Source organism: Jejudonia soesokkakensis (genome assembly GCF_042664795.1).
Taxonomy (GTDB): domain Bacteria; phylum Bacteroidota; class Bacteroidia; order Flavobacteriales; family Flavobacteriaceae; genus Jejudonia; species Jejudonia soesokkakensis.
Genome location: NZ_JBHTBN010000003.1, coordinates 280,424 through 298,585 on the forward strand (window position 1 = coordinate 280,424; position 18,162 = coordinate 298,585).

16 protein-coding genes and 1 pseudogene are annotated in these 18,162 nt (G+C 35.6%); 13 read left to right on the top strand and 4 right to left on the bottom strand.

The genetic code is table 11. From position 1 onward, the window contains the following. Positions 1–122: 122 nt before the first annotated feature. The 9 genes from ACFQO1_RS08005 (at position 123) to ACFQO1_RS08045 (ending at position 10,541) form a co-directional block, all read left to right on the top strand. Positions 123–3,398 carry a VPS10 domain-containing protein gene (locus ACFQO1_RS08005; RefSeq protein WP_380217472.1) on the top strand — a complete coding sequence of 1,092 codons (3,276 nt, stop codon included), beginning with the start codon at positions 123–125 and terminating at the stop codon, positions 3,396–3,398. Between the two features lie 12 nt (positions 3,399–3,410). Then, entirely contained in the window at positions 3,411–5,360 is a 1,950-nt protein-coding gene (locus ACFQO1_RS08010; protein ID WP_380217473.1) for a S9 family peptidase, read from the top strand. 5 nt (positions 5,361–5,365) lie between these two features. Further along, positions 5,366–6,058 carry a DUF2490 domain-containing protein gene (locus tag ACFQO1_RS08015; protein ID WP_380217474.1) on the top strand — a complete coding sequence of 231 codons (693 nt, stop codon included), beginning with the start codon at positions 5,366–5,368 and terminating at the stop codon, positions 6,056–6,058. A 36-nt stretch (positions 6,059–6,094) separates the two neighbouring features. Then, complete coding sequence (locus ACFQO1_RS08020; RefSeq protein ID WP_380217475.1) at positions 6,095–6,769, top strand: DUF2490 domain-containing protein; 675 nt, start codon at positions 6,095–6,097, stop codon at positions 6,767–6,769. Positions 6,770–6,772: 3 nt separating this feature from the next. Further along, complete coding sequence (locus ACFQO1_RS08025) at positions 6,773–7,990, top strand: bifunctional alpha/beta hydrolase/OsmC family protein (RefSeq protein ID WP_380217476.1); 1,218 nt, start codon at positions 6,773–6,775, stop codon at positions 7,988–7,990. Between the two features lie 8 nt (positions 7,991–7,998). Beyond that, positions 7,999–8,481 carry a YdeI/OmpD-associated family protein gene (locus ACFQO1_RS08030; RefSeq protein ID WP_380217477.1) on the top strand — a complete coding sequence of 161 codons (483 nt, stop codon included), beginning with the start codon at positions 7,999–8,001 and terminating at the stop codon, positions 8,479–8,481. 96 nt (positions 8,482–8,577) lie between these two features. Then, positions 8,578–9,102 (top strand): hypothetical protein, encoded by a 525-nt coding sequence (locus tag ACFQO1_RS08035; protein ID WP_380217478.1) that lies wholly within the window; start codon positions 8,578–8,580, stop codon positions 9,100–9,102. Next, a complete protein-coding gene (locus tag ACFQO1_RS08040; RefSeq protein ID WP_380217479.1) occupies positions 9,099–9,839 on the top strand; it encodes an LVIVD repeat-containing protein in 741 nt (246 codons plus the stop codon). The genes ACFQO1_RS08035 and ACFQO1_RS08040 overlap by 4 nt, the downstream gene beginning before the upstream one ends. 111 nt (positions 9,840–9,950) lie before the next feature. Next, positions 9,951–10,541 (top strand): superoxide dismutase family protein, encoded by a 591-nt coding sequence (locus tag ACFQO1_RS08045; RefSeq protein ID WP_380217480.1) that lies wholly within the window; start codon positions 9,951–9,953, stop codon positions 10,539–10,541. A gap of 59 nt (positions 10,542–10,600) precedes the next feature. Here ACFQO1_RS08045 and ACFQO1_RS08050 read toward each other — a convergent pair whose 3' ends face one another. After that, positions 10,601–11,404, bottom strand: a complete 804-nt coding sequence (locus tag ACFQO1_RS08050) for a DUF6503 family protein (protein ID WP_380217481.1) — start codon at positions 11,402–11,404, stop codon at positions 10,601–10,603. Positions 11,405–11,556: 152 nt separating this feature from the next. Here ACFQO1_RS08050 and ACFQO1_RS08055 point away from each other — a divergent pair, with 152 nt between their 5' ends. Beyond that, on the top strand, positions 11,557–11,994 hold the full coding sequence (locus ACFQO1_RS08055; protein ID WP_380217482.1) for a hypothetical protein: 438 nt from the start codon (positions 11,557–11,559) through the stop codon (positions 11,992–11,994). Here ACFQO1_RS08055 and ACFQO1_RS08060 read toward each other — a convergent pair. Then, positions 11,991–12,629, bottom strand: a complete 639-nt coding sequence (locus tag ACFQO1_RS08060) for an NAD(P)H-dependent oxidoreductase (RefSeq protein ID WP_380217483.1) — start codon at positions 12,627–12,629, stop codon at positions 11,991–11,993. The two genes, ACFQO1_RS08055 and ACFQO1_RS08060, sit on opposite strands and share 4 nt — an antisense overlap. Before the next feature lie 93 nt (positions 12,630–12,722). On the opposite strand from ACFQO1_RS08060, the pseudogene ACFQO1_RS08065 reads away from it, so the two are divergent. Next, a pseudogene (locus tag ACFQO1_RS08065) lies at positions 12,723–13,108 on the top strand (acyl-CoA thioesterase). On the opposite strand, the gene ACFQO1_RS08070 reads toward ACFQO1_RS08065, so the two are convergent. Beyond that, positions 13,109–14,761 (bottom strand): S8 family peptidase, encoded by a 1,653-nt coding sequence (locus ACFQO1_RS08070; RefSeq protein ID WP_380217484.1) that lies wholly within the window; start codon positions 14,759–14,761, stop codon positions 13,109–13,111. Between the two features lie 62 nt (positions 14,762–14,823). Between ACFQO1_RS08070 and ACFQO1_RS08075 the strand changes: the two genes are divergently transcribed. Both ACFQO1_RS08075 and ACFQO1_RS08080 read left to right on the top strand, forming a co-directional pair. Beyond that, positions 14,824–15,726, top strand: coding sequence for a glycosyltransferase family 2 protein (locus tag ACFQO1_RS08075; RefSeq protein WP_380217485.1), 903 nt, complete (start codon positions 14,824–14,826; stop codon positions 15,724–15,726). Continuing rightward, complete coding sequence (locus ACFQO1_RS08080; RefSeq protein ID WP_380217486.1) at positions 15,719–16,648, top strand: glycosyltransferase family 2 protein; 930 nt, start codon at positions 15,719–15,721, stop codon at positions 16,646–16,648. The genes ACFQO1_RS08075 and ACFQO1_RS08080 overlap by 8 nt, the downstream gene beginning before the upstream one ends. Here ACFQO1_RS08080 and ACFQO1_RS08085 read toward each other — a convergent pair whose 3' ends face one another. After that, entirely contained in the window at positions 16,649–18,157 is a 1,509-nt protein-coding gene (locus ACFQO1_RS08085) for a glycosyltransferase family 39 protein (protein ID WP_380217487.1), read from the bottom strand. Positions 18,158–18,162: the final 5 nt, after the last annotated feature.

Here is an 18,162-nt window from a genome sequence, read left to right on the forward strand (position 1 = left end):
AAGTTAAACTGCTATTAATTTATTAGTTCTGGTGATTGTCACTCAATAGTTATCGAATTTATGGGTAGTTCTTTAAACATTTTAGTAATTTTAGGAACTTAATAATGATCAACCAAAATACAATGAAAAAATCACTCTTCTTGATGCTCCTATGCATCGCAACATCCCTATCGGCTCAAAAATTAGATATGACTATTTTAAAAGACATGCAACCCAGAAACATTGGACCTGGCGGAATGTCTGGACGAGTTACTGCAATTGATGTAGTAACAAGCAATCCCGATGTGATGTTTGTGGGTACCGCTTCTGGAGGGTTATGGAAATCTACCTCAGGTGGTATCAAATGGGATCCCATATTTGATAATGAAGCTACCGCTTCGATTGGAGCAGTTGCCATCCAGCAGTCAAATCCTAGTGTGATTTGGGTAGGAACTGGCGAAGGAAATCCGCGAAACAGCTTAAATGGCGGATACGGAATTTATAAGTCTATTAACGGCGGAAAAACCTGGCAATTGATGGGACTGGAGAAAACGCGACACATTCATCGTGTCATTGTAGATCCAACCAATCCAGATGTTGTCTATGCGGGAGCTATAGGTTCCCCTTGGGGAGAGCATCCAGAAAGAGGGGTGTTTAAAACAACAGACGGTGGAAAAACATGGAATAAAATTTTATTTCAAAATAATAAAACAGGAGTTGCCGATATGGTGATGGACCCAACCAATCCTAACAAACTCATTGTTGCCATGTGGGAACACAAAAGAGATCCTTGGTTCTTTAAGTCTGGCGGAGAAGGCTCTGGTATTTTTATCACACATGATGGTGGAAACACCTGGGAAGAGCGAACTGAAGCAGATGGATTGCCCGAAGGAAATTTAGGACGTATTGGAATTGCTATTGCACGAAACAAGCCAAACATTGTCTATGCATTGGTTGAGGCCAAAAAGAATGCTTTGTACAAATCTGAAGACGGCGGCTTCAGTTGGAAAAAAATAAATGACAAAAGCGATATTGGAAATCGACCATTCTATTATTCTGAAATTTATGTAGATCCACAGAATGAAAACCGGGTCTATTCAGTTTTTACCTACGTAAATGTTTCCGAAGATGGTGGTCGTAATTTCGACCAACTCATGGGTGCTTATGGAGTTAATAATGGAGTACATCCAGATCATCACGCCTGGTGGATTCATCCAACCAATGGTAATTTTATGATCGATGGAAATGACGGAGGGCTTAATATTACGCGTGATGGCGGAAAGACCTGGCGATTTATAGGAAATCTTCCGGTAGCACAGTTTTATCATATTAATGTGGACAATGAATTTCCTTATAATGTGTATGGCGGAATGCAAGATAACGGAAGCTGGAGAGGCCCTGCTTACGTATGGAAAGACCAAGGAATTCGAAATAGTTACTGGCAGGAAATTAGTTTTGGCGATGGTTTTGATGTGGTTCCAGACAGAGACGATAGCCGTTATGGTTGGAGTATGAGTCAGCAGGGATTTGTAAGCAGATATGATTGGATCACTGGGAATAATTACGGTGTAAAACCAACGCATCCAGATCCTGATGTCATGCTTCGTTTTAACTGGAACAGTGCTATTAATATAGACCCTTTTAATAATAGTACTATTTACTTTGGAAGTCAGTTTGTACATAAATCAACAGACAAAGGGTTAACGTGGGATGTTATTTCTCCAGATCTAACGACAAATGACCCTGAAAAGCAAAAACAAAGCGAAAGTGGCGGTCTAACGTTAGATGCTACGGGTGCCGAAAACCATACGACACTATTGGTCATTGAGCCCTCACCTTTGGAACAAGGGATGCTTTGGGTAGGAAGTGATGATGGACGTGTACACTATACCCAAAATGGCGGCCAAAGCTGGACAGATGTTTCGGGAAATATTCCAGGACTTCCAAAAGGTAGTTGGATTGTTCAAATAAAAGCTTCCAATAAAAAGAAAGGTGAAGCATTATTAGTAGCTAATGACTACCGAAGATTTAATTACACCCCTTATGCGTATCGCACTACGAACTACGGAAAAACCTGGAATCGCATTGTTGATGAAAACGATACTGAAAGCTTTACACTAAGTATTATTGAAGATCCTATCGAAAAAAATTTGATGTTCTTAGGTACAGACGACGGTCTTTACGTTTCACTGAATGCTGGTGCAGACTGGCAAAAGTGGACCAAAGGGTTTCCTACTACCTCTGTAAAAGATTTGGTCATACAGGAACGGGAACATGATTTGGTTATCGGAACGTTTGGTCGAGCAGCCTGGGTATTGGATGATATTAGACCTCTAAGGGAGTTGGCAAAAAATAGCAATACATTGAGCCAGAAAATTAAATTGTTTGAACCACCCACCGCATACCAGGCAGCCTATCAACAGCCTACAGGGACTCGATTTGGAGGTGATGCTATTTATCAGGGAGAAAACAGAAACTATGGAGCCCAATTGACCTATTATTTTAAAGCAGATCCTTCAGAAAAAGGAAAGGAAAAGAACAATGCTTCAAAAAAGGAGGAAGATGAAGAGGACGACACTTTACCCGAAAAAGAAGACAGAGCGCCGGGAGATGAAGATGAACTTTCAGAAATAGAAAAAGAAGAAGCCAAAAAAGGACCTTCAAAAGATTCATTATATCTAAAGATTTATGATGGCAGCAGACTCATTAGAACTTTGAAAACAAATACACCAGATAGCACCGGTATCTATAAATGGAGTTGGTATATGGATGAAGCAGGTGTTGACAATCCTTCGAGAAGAATTAGAGAACGCACCAATGAGCCTGGAGGAACACAAGTAAAACCCGGCACTTACAAAGTTGATCTGGAATATATGGATCAAAAGTCTTCTACGATGATCAAAGTAGAAAGCGATCCACGATTGGATGTCCCACAAAAAGCAATAACAGAATCCTACAATGCTTCAAAACAGCTGGAGGCCATGACCCAAGTGGCAGCCGATGCTGTAAAACAATTGGTAGAAAGTAAAACTACTGCTGAAGACTTTCAGAAAAAAATGAAGAAAGAGGATGATAAAAAATATACAACTGAAATTGATAAAAGCAAAGAAATTATTAAAAAAGCAGACTCGTTAATTGCATTATATATAGGAAAGGTCGATAGACGCCAGGGCATTACCCGAAATCCTGAAGTCACTGTAATTCAAAGAATACGAAATGCTCGTGGCTATGCGGGTAGTAGGCCTAACGGACTTACCTCAACAGAGAAGACGTTACTACTACATGCTAGAAATCAATTGGATGAAGTACTTTCAGCTACCAATACATTTTTCACAAATGAATGGCCTGCATATAGAACTATGATAGAAAAAGTGGAGCTTTCTCCATTTAAAGAAACCAAAACCTTTTCACTTAACTAATACCAAGAACTCATGAAAAAAATAGGCATTTTAATACTTTCACTTTTACTATTCTATGGCTGTAAAGAGGCTAAGAAAGAAGAAAGCGCTCAAACTAAAAAAGTAAAACAGTATAGTGTTGCGCAATTTATGGACAATGAAAATGCGTTTGCTAACGGATATTCATCAGACAACGCTAAAGTACTTATGACTAGCAACCGTTCTGGAATTTACAACATGTATGAAATTGCCGCTACGGGAGGCGAACTAATACCGTTAACAAAAAGCGATAGTGCTTCGGTATTTGGGATCTCCTATTTCCCAAAAGATGATCGTATTTTATTTAGAATGGATGGTAATGGCGATGAAATTTTTAAATTATTTGTAATGGATGATGATTCTGTAAAGCGGGTAACTCCAGCAGAGAATGTTCGGGTTGTTTTTAGAGGCTGGTCAAAAGATGGCACTAAATTTTACTTCGGAAGCAATGAGCGTGACCCACAGTTTATGGATCATTACGAAATGAATACCGAAGATTTTTCATCAAAATTGATTCACAAGTTAGAAAGTAATATCAATTTTGGTGATATGAGCGACGACGGAAAGTACATTACGCTTATTGAAGCCATTAATACAAACGATTCAAATTTATATCTTTTAAATACTGAAACAAACGAGAAAAAGAAAATCAATTCAGTTCAAAGTAGTAATACTCATTTAGACTTTGCCCCAGATGGCAAGTCTTTGTATTTTTCAACAGATGTTGATTCGGAAAACAGTTATGTAGCCAACTACAATTTTGAAACCGAAGAAATTACACGTGTCACAGACAATGAATGGGATATTTTAGGCTTTTATTTTTCTCATAATGGAACCTATCAGATTCTGGATACCAATGTTGATGCAAAAACGGTAACTAAAATCACAGAAGTTGCTACTGGTAAAGAAGTGACATTCCCCGATATTGATGGAAAGGAAGTAAATGGCGCAAACTTTTCAAGAGACGAAAAAATGGCCTTATTATTTGTTGGAGACTCCGCTCATCCAACCAATGTGTATTCTTATTCGATGGAAACAAAAAAACACCATCAATTAACAGATGTTTTAAATCCCGACATCGACCCAGAAGATCTTGTAAAAGCTGAAGTAGTACGATTTAAATCTTTTGACGGACTGGAGATTCCAGCAATTTATTATCAGCCGAAACAAGCTTCGGCAGAAAACAAAGTACCGGCCATTGTTTTAGTGCATGGTGGTCCAGGAGGACAATCACGGCAAAACTTTAGTGCAACAACTCAATATATTGTGAATAATGGATATGCTGTTCTCGCTGTCAACAATCGTGGAAGTAGTGGTTACGGGAAGACATTTTTTAAAATGGATGATCAAAACCATGGGGATAAAGACCTAAAAGATTGTATTGCGGGAAAAGATTGGTTAGCTGCACAAGAAGTAATAGATGCTGACAAAATAGGAATTATGGGAGGCTCTTATGGAGGTTATATGACCATGGCAGCGTTAACTTATGCTCCAGAAGAATTTAAAGTAGGTGTAAACATCTACGGCGTGACCAACTGGATACGTACGTTGAAAAGTATTCCACCATGGTGGGCTTCCTTTAAAGATGCATTGTATCTTGAATTAGGAGATCCTAATACTGAAGATTCCATCCGTCTTAGAGAAATATCCCCTTTATTTCATACAGAAAACGTAACTAAACCCTTATTGGTTTTACAAGGTGCGCAGGATCCAAGAGTTTTACAGGCCGAGAGTGACGAGATTGTAGAAGGGGTTCGTAAAAATGGTGTCCCTGTAGAGTATGTATTGTTTGAAGATGAAGGTCATGGATTTGTAAAAAAAGAAAATCAGATTGAAGCCTACGGAAAGATTAAAGAATTTTTGGACACCTATCTTAAAGGAGAAGGTGCTTCAAAAATGGATGAAGAAAAAATGAAAGATTTAGAATTAAAAGCTGAAAAATAAAAACTATGAAGAAAGTCCTTATTTGCCTTTTCCTCTTTAGTATAGGGGTTCAACAAATAAAAGCACAAAACGCACCAGAAGATGAATTAGGTGTTTGGTATATACTAAGTTCCAACAGTAAAGTTTCAGATAAATTTTCGGTGCAATTACAAACACAATTGAGGTATTTTGAATTTGCAAGCGAATTACAGCAGTTTAAAATAAGAACTGGTGTAAAATATCGAATTATGGAAGGACTTTCGGTGGGTGCTGGTTATGCATATTTTAGAAATGACTTCTCCTATCTTTCAGAAACGCCACCCGATTTTACAGAGCATAGAATTGTAGAAGATGTCTACCTTGATCATTCTGTAGGAAAAGTAAAAGTCAATCATCGCGCCCGATTGGAAAATAGATTTATTGTTCAAAATGAAACAACAGATACCCGTCATTGGTTTCGATATATGGGCCAGCTTGTAATTCCTTTTTTAGATGTTTGGAGTGCCGATATTTATAATGAGGTCTGGTTAAACGTTGGTGACGAGCCTACTTTTGCACAGAACTGGTTAGGTGCTGGATTAAGTTATCAACTTAACGACCTTATTAAAACACGAGTGGGGTATCAAAAAATCCATTTAGATGGTCCTGATTTTGATAGAATTTTATTAGTACTTACATTCACTCCGGACTTTAGAAAAAAGAAAGAGTCTATTCCTTAACTTTTATTCATAGTTGATAATATGAAGCACGTTTTAATGACTGTTTTTTTTATAAGTACCATTACTATATTAAAAGCACAAGATACAGGTGAAGACCAACTAGGCTCTTGGGCAATACTAAATGGAACACACAGTTTAAGTGACAATGCTGCTATTTACACTGAGTTTCAATACAACACATTTGAAGTACTTACTAATATTGATCAGTTTTGGGCCATTGGTATTTTCCAGCATGCGATTAAAAATGATATTACGCTGGGTATAGGATATGGATATTTTTATACCGATTCTACTTTTGAGGATCTTGAGGAAGAAAATAATTTTTCGGAAAACAGATTGCTTGAAGAAATTGCATTTAAGCATTCATTTGGAAAAATTGGATTACAGCATAGATACAGGTTAGAACATAGATTTTTTCAAGAAAAAATCAATAAAACTGTAGTGAATCGATTTCGATACCGTCTTAATTTGAAATATCCTATAAATTCAAAATGGTTTATTCAGGCATTTGATGAAATTTTCATCAATTTTAATGATGATATTTTTAATCAAAATAGGCTTTTTGGAGCAGTAGGGTACGTGATTAATGATGCTATATCTTGTCAGGCAGGTTATATGAAAATACATCTAACCGGCAGGAACTACGACAGACTTCAATTTATAGTGACCATCAATACAGACCTACAAAAAAAAGAAACTGTAAAACCGTAGCTTATGAAATCCAGCAAAATCACTTTTACAAATCATAAAGGCCAAACGCTTTCTGGTAGACTGGATTTACCCTTGGAACAGGATCCACATAACTTTGCCATATTTGCCCATTGCTTTACCTGTACCAAAGATTTTTCGGCAGTTCGCAATGTAAGTAAAGCACTAGCTTCACAAGGTTTTGGAGTACTTAGATTTGATTTTACGGGGTTAGGTGATAGTGATGGGGATTTTTCAGAAACCAACTTCTCTAGTAATGTTGAGGATCTGGTAAGCGCAGCCCATTTTCTAGCTTCAGAATATAAAGCTCCCTCCCTATTGGTTGGTCATTCATTAGGTGGAGCCGCAGCTATTTTTGCAGCTTCAGAAATTGAAAGCGTAGAAGCTTTGGCTACTATTGGAGCACCCAGTAATCCAGTGCACGTTCAGAAACAATTTGGGGAAGAACTAAGTACTATTAAAGATGAAGGCGAAGCTGTGGTACGTCTTGCCGGGAGAGATTTTACTTTTAAAAAACAATTTTTGGATAATCTGGAAGAACACTCCTGCGAAAACGCTGCTCGAAAACTGAACAAAGCGTTACTCATTATGCATTCGCCCCAGGATGCTACAGTGTCTATTAAAAATGCTGAAGAAATTTACCACGCAGCACATCATCCTAAGAGTTTTGTAACCCTAGACGGATCTGAACATTTATTAATTGACAAAAAAAACGCAGCATATGTAGGAAAGGTAATTGCAGGCTGGGCAGCTCGTTATATTGCAATGCCTGAAAAAGAAGCCATTAAAAGTAACCATCAAGTAGCAGCAAGTCTCGACGGTGATGATGGATTTACTACATTATTAAAATTAGGAAATCATTATTTAAAAGCAGACGAACCTGTACGCGTCGGTGGTGATGACTATGGCCCTACTCCTTATGAATTATTAGCGGGTAGTTTGTCAGCCTGCACTGCTATGACGATACAAATGTATGCAAAGCGAAAAAAATGGACTGTTGAGAATGTTCAGGTTCATACAAGCTATTCCAAAGACTATGCGACAGACTGTGAAGATTGTGAAACAAATGATGGAGCAAAAATAGACACGTTCAAAAGAGAGATAGTACTATCTGGAGATCTAGATGAGACTCAAAGAAAAAGACTTTTACAGATAGCTGATAAGTGTCCTGTTCATAAAACATTAGAAACTACAACGCAGATTATTACTAGTACTAAAGAGTGAAATATAGCTTGAAATCGAAACCGTTTGAGGTTACTATCGATGGGATGTATATAATTATACTCCCAGAAACTATTGTATTGCCATTTATAGAGAAAGGACACAGTCGACCCCAGTTCAAAGCAAGTCATGCTTCTAATGAAATTCTTTTTCATGGTGCATTGCGCAAAAGAAACGATCACTATCTACTTATGTTCAGTAAGGCTAAACAGCAAGAATTGAAATTAGAGAAAGGAGAGCCATTTACATTACAATTATTTGAGGACACTACAGAATATGGTGTAATACCACCAGAAGAGCTAGAAGAGGTTCTCAATAGTGACCCATTTGCCTTTGAAATCTTTAAAAAACTTACAGATGGAAAGAAACGTTCGATAATATACTACATTAAACGAATAAAAAATAGCCAAACCAGGATTGACAAATCCTTAATTATTACCGAAAATCTCAAAAGAGGGATTACGGAGCTTAAAGAGCTTTACAAATTAGAATAAGTTTACAGCAATTTTTATTTTTATGTTTTTCTGAAGAATCATTAAAATTGGTGTAATCTTTGATGCATAAAAAAGACAATCTCAAACCAACCTATAATGAATATCAAACTTCTTTTTCTCTGTATACTCAGTGCAGGGATTTTACAAGGGTGTTGTTTTAATGGAAGCTGCCCCGATGATGTTATTGAAGAGCCTTTCCAAACTGCTTACGAACCTATCATTCTTGACCGCGCCGAGTTTGAGTCAAGCATTGTTTTTGAAACTACAAAAGAGATTGAGAATGCCGGAAAAATTTATGTTTTTGAAGATTTTTTATTTATTACTGAAAAACGAGAAGGGTTCCATATCTACGATAATAGTGACCCCAGTAATCCCATAGCGTTAAGCTTTTTAAAAGTACCTGGCGCAACAGATATTGCTATCCGTAACGGAGTTTATTATATCAATCAGGCAGTAGATTTGATAGCAATCACACTTGCCATTCGGGAAAATAGTCCTACTGTATCGAAACGTATTCGAAATGTATTTCCTGAAATTATATCGCCAGACGGGTACTTTGCAACTGGAATTTCTGAAAATGAAGTAGTAATAGGCTGGCAACTAATAAATCCTACACCATGAGAAAAGTATTTTACATAGTAATTGTATTCATATTTAGTTTTGGGTGCAGTCAGGATAGTCAAGACAGTAACTTTTCTGAAGGAAATCAGGATGGACAAGGAGGTTCATTAGCTATCTTCGCATTAAAAGGAGATTATTTATATGCAGTTGACGAGCAGGATCTTACGGTTTTCAGTATAGCAAATCCCTCAGACCCAGTGCAGGTAAATCAGGTCCAAATAGGTTTCAGAATAGAAACATTATTCAGCTACAAAGAGTATTTATATATCGGTTCTCAAAACGGCATGTATATTTATTCTATAGAGAATCCTGAGTTTCCGCAGCAACTTTCGGAAGTAGCTCATTTTACATCGTGTGATCCTGTAGTCGCTAATGAAACGACAGCTTTTGTTACACTCTGGTCTGATATTGGTTGCGGAAATACTGTAAATCAATTGGAAATATATGATGTTACCAATGTTGAAATGCCTTTATTATTGAGCACAAGGCAACTTACATTTCCAAAAGGACTTGGGCTGTATGGCGATTATTTATTTGTGTGTGATGATGAGATTAAAGTGTTTGATATAAGTGCCCCATCTAACTCTGTATTAGTTCATAATATCAACAGATTGGCTTTTGATGTTATAATAAAAGATAACTTATTAATTGCCATTGGAGATACGGGCTTATACCAATACCAGCTTGACCCAACAAATATTCAAAACACAGCTCTTTTGAGCAGTTTTACATTTTAGAGTATATTCTATGTTTTCTATTACATCATGCAACGTTAAGATTTTTCTAAATGATTTGTAAACTATGCATATTGATGTACCTTTAATAATACTAATTATAAACTACAAATCATGAAAAAACTAGGCATACTACTTTTAGGTATAGTATTTATAAGCTTTATAAGCTGTAACGAAACTAAAAAAGAAGAAACCGTTGAAAAAACAGTTGAAGAAATTATCGACAACAAAACTGTTGAAGTTGATGAAACACCTATCGCATTAGGAATTGAATTAGAGGGTAAGAGTGGCAGTTCCTCTAGCGCAAGAATTAAATTTTTACAAGAAGATGGTCTAGTTAAAATGGAAGCAAGACTTAATGGTCTAGAGCCAGGTACTCATGCGATACATATTCATGAAAAAGCAGATTGTTCTGCCGATGATGCTACTTCATCTGGTGGTCATTGGAATCCAACATTTGAACCTCATGGAAAATGGGGAGATGAAGAAGGATATCACCGAGGCGATATAGGAAATTTTGAAGTTGGCGAAGATGGTACTGGATCGATTTCTATGCAAACAGACGAATGGTGTTTAGGGTGCGATGATGAAAAGAAAAATATTATTGGAAAAGCCATCATTGTACATCAAGGAGCAGATGATTTCACATCTCAACCTTCTGGTGATGCAGGAGCAAGAGTAAGTTGCGGAGGAATTATTCAATAACAATAAAATTATACCTTATAAGTAAAAAGAGCTGTTTAACTACAGCTCTTTTTAATATACTATTTTTCCACTATTATTGCCTTTTCGGGTTTCTCAAAAACACCGTTTTCTAATACAGTGGCAGAAACAGTTCTGTTTTTGAATACCAGGTCATTACGCTCATCTGTTGGCTTGTTATCCTTAACATTATACCATGTTAATTTTTTAGGGAGCACAAGACCATTTACATTAGACCAATCATCATATTTAATAAAATGCCAGTCTGAAGATTTTTCTCCTTTAGTATACGTAACGGTGTACCCCAGCCATTCCATAGTATTGGTTTCTGGGTCTGAGAAAAGAATATATTCATCTTCTGGAGAATCTCCAATACCATTATTATAGCCTATTTTGGTAGCAGTATACATTTTTCCATCTAATTCTGTGGGTTCCATTTCTGAATAAACAATTCCTTCGTCTCCTAACACAAAAGGCATTGCGTAAAAATAGAACATAAGATTGTGATAAAAACGTGCATTTCCTTTGTAGGATTCTGGTTCATTTTCCAGCAACCATACCTCATTTCCATCATAGCCAATCGACCATTTTTTTGTTTCTATCTTAGATTTCCTATCTTTTAATGAGATAGTATGTGTCTCTTTATCGCCTCTACCCTCAATCTCATAACACAAATTATTCATTGAATTCCAGTTTTCAAATCCGCCATGTGCTTCAAATACTGAAGCGATATGTTTTGGATACTGTATTGAAGATGGAGTTTCTTCGGTATTCTCAATAACGGTGGATTCTACCACAGTCTCTTTTGTTTCATCTTTACACGATATAAAGAATGCAACTAATACTATTAAAAGGAATTTTTTCATGTAGTTTATTTTAAAGATAAAAATACGAAACTGAAACAAACAGCATATTTTATTCTGCGTTTTTTACTATTTATAGTACGTCGAATGATATATTATTTACTTACTTATTTGTAATTTTGAATTTATCAAATGACATCGTTTTAATCAAAGTTATGAAATTTAAAATTCTATCTATCCTCTTATTATCATTTACAATCATTTCCTGCAATGAGCAAGGTAAAAGTGACGTTGTAAAAGAAAAACGAACCGATCTACTTGACAAGACAACATCTGCCAATATAGTTCTCTGGATGCAAAAGAAAAGAGATGCCATGAAATTGTATGACAATAATGCCGTGGAGGATGACAACTCACTTCTCACTAATAGAAAATGTAAAGTTCTCTTGGGAAGAATTCACAAAGTTGATGTTTCAGATATTGATCTACTCGATTATAAAATAGAAAATGGCGTTCAAGAATGGACCTATCGAATCATTGTTTTTAGAGGTGACCGAACAGAAATATTTGTTGGTAAAGTTGCTTATGATAAAGGTCTCAAAATGGGAGAAACGATTGTAGACTGGGTTAAAACAAGTCAACTGGACGTTTAATCAATTTCTACAATAATTTCAGATTCACTTCGCCGTACTTTCTTTAATGTTGCGTGTAAGTCGTCCTGAGCTCTATATCCTACTGCCAATACCAGAACAGATCTTAGTCCTCTAGTACCTAGCGCTAAGAAGTCATCGTATTTTTCAGGATCAAATCCCTCAATAGGACAGGAGTCTATTTGTTCATGTGCACAAACTGTAAGGAGATTCCCCAACGCAATGTAAGCCTGTTTGGCCATCCAAGTATGGATCTCATCGTTCGTTTTTTCAGAAAAGCTATCAATTAAATACAATTCAAAAGGATGTAAAATAGCACGAGGTGTATTTCTGGTCTTTTCGACCTTTTCAAAATACCGTTTTATATAGTTTGAAGTAATCTCATTTTCTGTGCATAACACAAGTACATGAGATGCATCTGCTACCTGTTGTTGTTCATGCGTAAAAGGCACTAACTTTTTTTGAAGCGCTGTATTATTAATTACAACCATTTTTAAAGGCTGTAAGCCATAAGATGTTGCAGTCAACCTAAAAGCTTCTTTTAAAATGGTTAGTTTTTCTTCGGAAAGCTTTTTAGTAGAATCAAATTTTTTTGTCGCGTAACGCCAGGCCAATTTTTCTATAATTGTTGAACTCATAGTCAGTATCTTTACCGTACAAAAATAAGCAACCTTAGTTTAGCAACTTAAATTAAGCCATTGTTACTATCAATTCCTTAAAAGAAAAAATAGATGCAAGATCTTTCAGCACTAATTGAAAAAAGTGAAACGCGCATATTTAAAGCAGTATTCCCTAATACCACCAACCACTATGATACTCTCTTTGGTGGAACTACTTTACACATGATGGATGAAGCCTCATTTATTTGTGCAACACGATTTAGCAGAAAAAAGTGGTAACAGTCTCCACAGATAAAATTGATTTTACCACTCCCATTCCACAGGGAAGCATCGTTGAGCTCATTGCACGTATCGACAAGGTTGGGAGAACGAGCTGTGTTGTAAAAGTTGAAGTATTTATGGAAGATATGTACAGCTATGAACGAAACAAAGCCGTTACGGGATTTTTTACCTTTGTAGCCGTAGATGATGCCAAAAAACCCATTCCAATTTTTTAATTATTTCTTACTCAGTGTTGGGTCGATTGCTAAAACAATTCCTCTTTTATTTGTAGACTGGAGTCGGGTGCCTGGTTTTAAGACAATTTTATTTTTTGAAGTCAACCTAAGTGAAGCTTCCTCACGAAATGTTTGATTTTGAATAACAACGCTTTCTGAAAGTGCTGTAAGTATAAAATCCCACCGATTAAAATCCTGATTTTCAACTGTAAGAGTTTCTGTTGGGCTAATCAAGTCATTGACCATTTTTACAGCACGACCCGTATGCAATGCTCCTGCTCCATAATGACCTGCGAAAGGCTTGTTTCCCTCTATTTCATTGATATTTGTAGAAGTAATTTTTAAAATACTTTCAGCTTCAGGCAAAGGTAATTCGGGATATAAAGAAAACATTAAACCTAAAGTTCCCGCAACCAGTGGAGCAGCCATTGAAGTTGACTGATATTTATTATAAATGTATTCGGGTTTTAGCAAATAGTTTCCGAAGCTAAACACCAAAACTCCTGGAGCAACAATATCTACCATCGGATTTAAAGTTGGCGTACTTACCAAATAAATATAAGGCTCTTTCTCGGGATTATTGTCTGTAAAGCCAAGTGACCTTCCTAGATAATTTTTAATATTCTGTGCATAATAGTTTCCATCGCTTGACAAACCAAAATTATCATACGGAGTTTCATATTTATAGGTGACCGAACTTACAGAAATAACGTTTTCATAAGAAGCCGGATAATACAATTTCTTTCCATAATTTTCACTCCAAGGTCTGTTCCCAGCACTAGCTACTATAATAGTTCCGTTGTCATACATTTCATTTATGACTTCTTGGGCGGTCTCATAATACTTTGTAGTAACAAAGCTACAGTTAAGTATTTTGGCACCCGCCTGAGACAATTCTAGTAATTGATCAAATGTTGAAAAAGAACCATAGCGGCTTCCAAATACATCGCAATCATAGCAAACCCCTGCAATACCATATGCATTATCTCCCTGAGCTACTGCATTTGCACCTACACTATATCCATGACCGCCACCTACAACACTTTCTCTTAAAATAATAGTTTTATCCTTAAAATCAGGATGGTCCTTTGGCAATTTCTCGTCTGCAATACCAATGATAATTTCTGGAAAACCTGTAGTATATGCCCATGCCTGAGGCATTCCCAAATAATCGTAATGTGCCATCGACACATCATACCCCAGGTTTTTTTTCCCTTTTATAGTGGTTCCATAATCATTAGGGTAATATACTTTTACCGTGGTATCTGCAACCACTTCTCCAAATTCAAATATATGTGAAGCTTCTCGAATAAGTGTTTTTTTTAGATTAGGAAGCTGCTCTTCACTGAGCGGATTAATTTTTGGAGTAACCACTTTAACGCTATAGGTTCTCTTTAGCTTGTCATTTTGAGAGGTGGGAAATCCTTTCTTAAATTCTAAAATCGTTTCATCTTTAAGCAACGTAGCAAGTACTGGATCATTTCCTGTATATAATACAATACCTCCAGTTTTTGTGAATTCTAAATTCTCCACATTTGGTAATGTTCTTATATACATGTGCACAGTATCTAAGACTACAGCATCAGATTGTGCCAAAACATCCGGTATGGACATACACACCAAACTCAATATAAAATAAATAAGTCGAGCCATTGTTTATCGTAGTTTCATGATAAAGATACCTACTATTTATAAAACATCCTTACTTTTGTTTTATGAGCCTTGAGGGATATTCCATTTTAATACCAACACATAATTATAACGTAACCACGTTAGTACAAACTCTGGTTTCTCAAACTTCAAAAATTGACACTAAAATAGAAATTATTGTCTATGAAGATGGCTCTTCTTTATTTCTTTCTGAAAATGCTTCCGTAGAAAATACGGCAAATGTCACTTATATCCATAAAACTAAAAATATAGGCCGCGCTGGGGCTCGTCAATTTCTTGCTGAAAAAGCAGTATTTCAATGGTTGCTTTTTCTGGATGCCGATGTGATGCCTGTTTCTGAAAATTTTATTTCAACGTATATCGCTACACTACAAACAGAAAACCATAAAGTGATTTGTGGCGGATTGGCATATGAAGAAGAAGTTCCCGAAAATAATAAAAGACTACGATGGTATTACGGAAGGGACCGGGAAGCCGTTTCTCTAGAAAAAAGAAACAAACGAAACTACTTTATTGTATCGGGAAATTTACTAGTTGAAAAAAATACATTTTTTGCTGCCAATACAAATTTTGAAAATCAGTACGGGCTTGACATCCTCTTTGGAAGCAGGTTAAAAAAACTAAACATACCGTTGTTGCATATCAATAATCCAGTGTACCATTTAGGACTTGATGATAATAAAACGTTTTTAAGAAAATCCCTAAAAGCGGTAGAAAGTACCTTGTATTTTGAACAAAAGGGTCTTATAGACGATGACCAACGCGCGCTTCAAAAAAGTTACCTAAGGTTAAAACAAGTAGGTGGAACATCGATTTTTAACTTTATGCTTAAAAAACTAAAACCCATCATGGAACGGAATTTTTTATCAGGAAAACCCAATCTATTTTGGTTCGATCTCTACAGGTTACAGTATTATATTGAATTAAAAAAGAAGCACAATGCCTAAATTTTCTGTCGTCATAGCAGTTTATAATAAAGAGAAATATATTGGCAATACACTGCAAAGCGTATTAGAACAGACATTTACAGATTTTGAAATTATCATCGTAAATGATGGCTCTACAGATAAGAGTGAAACTATTATCAACTCTTTTAAAGATTCTAGAATTTCCTATTATTCACAAAAAAATGCAGGAGCTGGCGCTGCCAGAAATACAGCCATACAAAAAGCAACAGCACCTTTTATAGCCCTATTGGATGCAGATGATCTATGGGATACCACCTATCTAGAAGAACAAAACAGGCTTATCCTTAAATATCCATCCCAACATGTATATGCCTGTAACAGTAAAGTGCAAGACAAAAATCAATATCTTAATTTGAGCTATTCTGTTCCTATTACTGAAAAAGAAGATTTGGTGGTAAACTTTTTTGTAGCGAGTACTATTAATTCAATTATCAATAGCTCTACTACTGTATTGAAAAAGGTAGTTTTTGAAACTGTAGGCTTTTACGACACATCAATAAACAGTGGTGAAGATACCGATTTGTTTATACGCATAGGGTTGCAGTATGCTATTGTTTTTAGTCCTAAAATTTTAGTGACTATTGTAAGAAGTCAAGAAAGTCTATCACAAACGACACATTCAGCGAAAAATAAACCCACTTTTGAAGCGTATGAAAAGTATGAAGACTCAAACAAACCATTAAAAAAATTTCTGGATCTGAATAGGTTTTCAATGGCCATACTGGCAAAACTTGCCAATGAAAAAGAAACGTTTATGACATATTATAACAAAATTGATCCTAAAAATCTTAATTCAAAGCAACGATCACTTTTAAAAATGCCTGCCGAAATGCTTAGAAAATTAAAATTGATTAAGAACTTTCTAAATAAAAAAGGAGCTAATTTTTCAGCTTTTAAATAATCAATTCAATTGTACTTTCACAGCTTCGCTTCCATCATATTTTTTTTCAAATATGATAGTATGCCCTCTTGCAGTGAGCTTTTCTAAAATATAGTCTTTTTCATCAAAAGATTTATCTTCAGAAAAACTATGTGCAAACAGTATCCAAATCGTTCCTTTGATAGATTCAATTTCAGGAATGTATTTGTAAGGGGTTGCTTTATAATATGTTCCGCGGACAATGTTTTTGTTTTCAAAAGCAGGGTTTTGATAACTATAAAAATTAAAAACATCGATGGCGCTTCCGTAGACATATAAAGTTTCAGAAGGTTGAATTTCTTTAGCAATATATTCAATAGAGTCTCGAACTTCCTCTACATGAAATGGGTATTTTTTAAAAAAACTAAAAAATATCATTCCCATGACAAGAACTATAATAATTACAGGGTTTAACGTATACTTTTTAAATAAATATCTGGTAGTAATTAACATTCCGTAGCTCATTGAAAAAACAAAAAGTGGGAGTAAATATAAAATAAGCCTATCCCGCATTGGGTATAAATGCAGTCCTGACAAAATTAAATGTATCAAAGCTGGAACTATCAAAATGTAAAGTAATGGATAAAAACGAGTACGGATACATTTGACAAGCGCAATACATATAAAAATGGCTGGAATCATCATAAATACATAGCCTTCCATAATAAAATAGCAAATATCCTTTGCGATGTGTGCAAAGTAGCTGTAAAATTCTAAAGAAAATGGATCTAAAGGCAGAAAGCCATATTCCCAAAAGTTTAGCATTGTAGGCTCTTTATTAATTGGGTGTCCCTTGATAAATAAAAAATAATAAGGGAAAAAACTTACTACCCAAAAAACACCTACTAACAGTACTTTAAAGTTATTTTTTCTTACCGCAAGAAAGTAAATCACATAACCTCCAAAAGCACTTAATACAATTACAGAAATATTCGACAGCCAAATTGAAAGGACACCCATGATTGTATATACAATTAATTTTTTGGTCGTTGAAGTATTTAGTATGCTAAGAGAATAATAAAGTAGTAACACACATATAAAAACGTCCAGCGAATACTGCTTTACTTCCCAGGAGTAATAGAGTAACTTGTAATTAAGACTTAAAATTGCAGTAGCCAGTAGTGATACGGTAACCGACTTAAATAATAATCTTGAACTTTTAAAAGCATATAAAAGTGTGAGAAGAAACGCTAAAAATGGTAGGAAGCGCAGCACAAAATCTTTATTGCCAAATAAGTTAGTAAGCAGTTTTTGCAACAACAAAAAACCAATGGGTGCAACTTGATTTGAGTCCAACGGCTCTAAAAGACCTAAAAAATCACGTGTAATGATATTAGTTGCAAGTTTTCCTTCATCGAGCCATAAACTCCTATTAAGTCCTGCTTGTAAAAAAGCTGCACTTATTCCTACAAATATAAATCCCCACAATACTCTCTTTAAAAGTAAATTGTTTGAGAAACCCTTTAAAATTTCAGGGGTTAAATGGATCATATGCT

Bases quoted from the DNA above. Each gene is read 5' to 3' on its own strand.
- ACFQO1_RS08075 (WP_380217485.1), top strand. From the start codon at position 14,824: ATGAGCCTTGAGGGATATTCCATTTTAATACCAACACATAATTATAAC.
- ACFQO1_RS08010 (WP_380217473.1), top strand. From the start codon at position 3,411: ATGAAAAAAATAGGCATTTTAATACTTTCACTTTTACTATTCTATGGC.
- ACFQO1_RS08015 (WP_380217474.1), top strand. From the start codon at position 5,366: ATGAAGAAAGTCCTTATTTGCCTTTTCCTCTTTAGTATAGGGGTTCAA.
- ACFQO1_RS08045 (WP_380217480.1), top strand. From the start codon at position 9,951: ATGAAAAAACTAGGCATACTACTTTTAGGTATAGTATTTATAAGCTTT.
- ACFQO1_RS08005 (WP_380217472.1), top strand. From the start codon at position 123: ATGAAAAAATCACTCTTCTTGATGCTCCTATGCATCGCAACATCCCTA.
- ACFQO1_RS08085 (WP_380217487.1), bottom strand. From the start codon at position 18,157: ATGATCCATTTAACCCCTGAAATTTTAAAGGGTTTCTCAAACAATTTA.
- ACFQO1_RS08035 (WP_380217478.1), top strand. From the start codon at position 8,578: ATGAATATCAAACTTCTTTTTCTCTGTATACTCAGTGCAGGGATTTTA.
- ACFQO1_RS08025 (WP_380217476.1), top strand. From the start codon at position 6,773: ATGAAATCCAGCAAAATCACTTTTACAAATCATAAAGGCCAAACGCTT.
- ACFQO1_RS08050 (WP_380217481.1), bottom strand. From the start codon at position 11,404: ATGAAAAAATTCCTTTTAATAGTATTAGTTGCATTCTTTATATCGTGT.
- ACFQO1_RS08020 (WP_380217475.1), top strand. From the start codon at position 6,095: ATGACTGTTTTTTTTATAAGTACCATTACTATATTAAAAGCACAAGAT.
- ACFQO1_RS08040 (WP_380217479.1), top strand. From the start codon at position 9,099: ATGAGAAAAGTATTTTACATAGTAATTGTATTCATATTTAGTTTTGGG.
- ACFQO1_RS08080 (WP_380217486.1), top strand. From the start codon at position 15,719: ATGCCTAAATTTTCTGTCGTCATAGCAGTTTATAATAAAGAGAAATAT.
- ACFQO1_RS08055 (WP_380217482.1), top strand. From the start codon at position 11,557: ATGAAATTTAAAATTCTATCTATCCTCTTATTATCATTTACAATCATT.
- ACFQO1_RS08060 (WP_380217483.1), bottom strand. From the start codon at position 12,629: ATGAGTTCAACAATTATAGAAAAATTGGCCTGGCGTTACGCGACAAAA.
- ACFQO1_RS08070 (WP_380217484.1), bottom strand. From the start codon at position 14,761: ATGGCTCGACTTATTTATTTTATATTGAGTTTGGTGTGTATGTCCATA.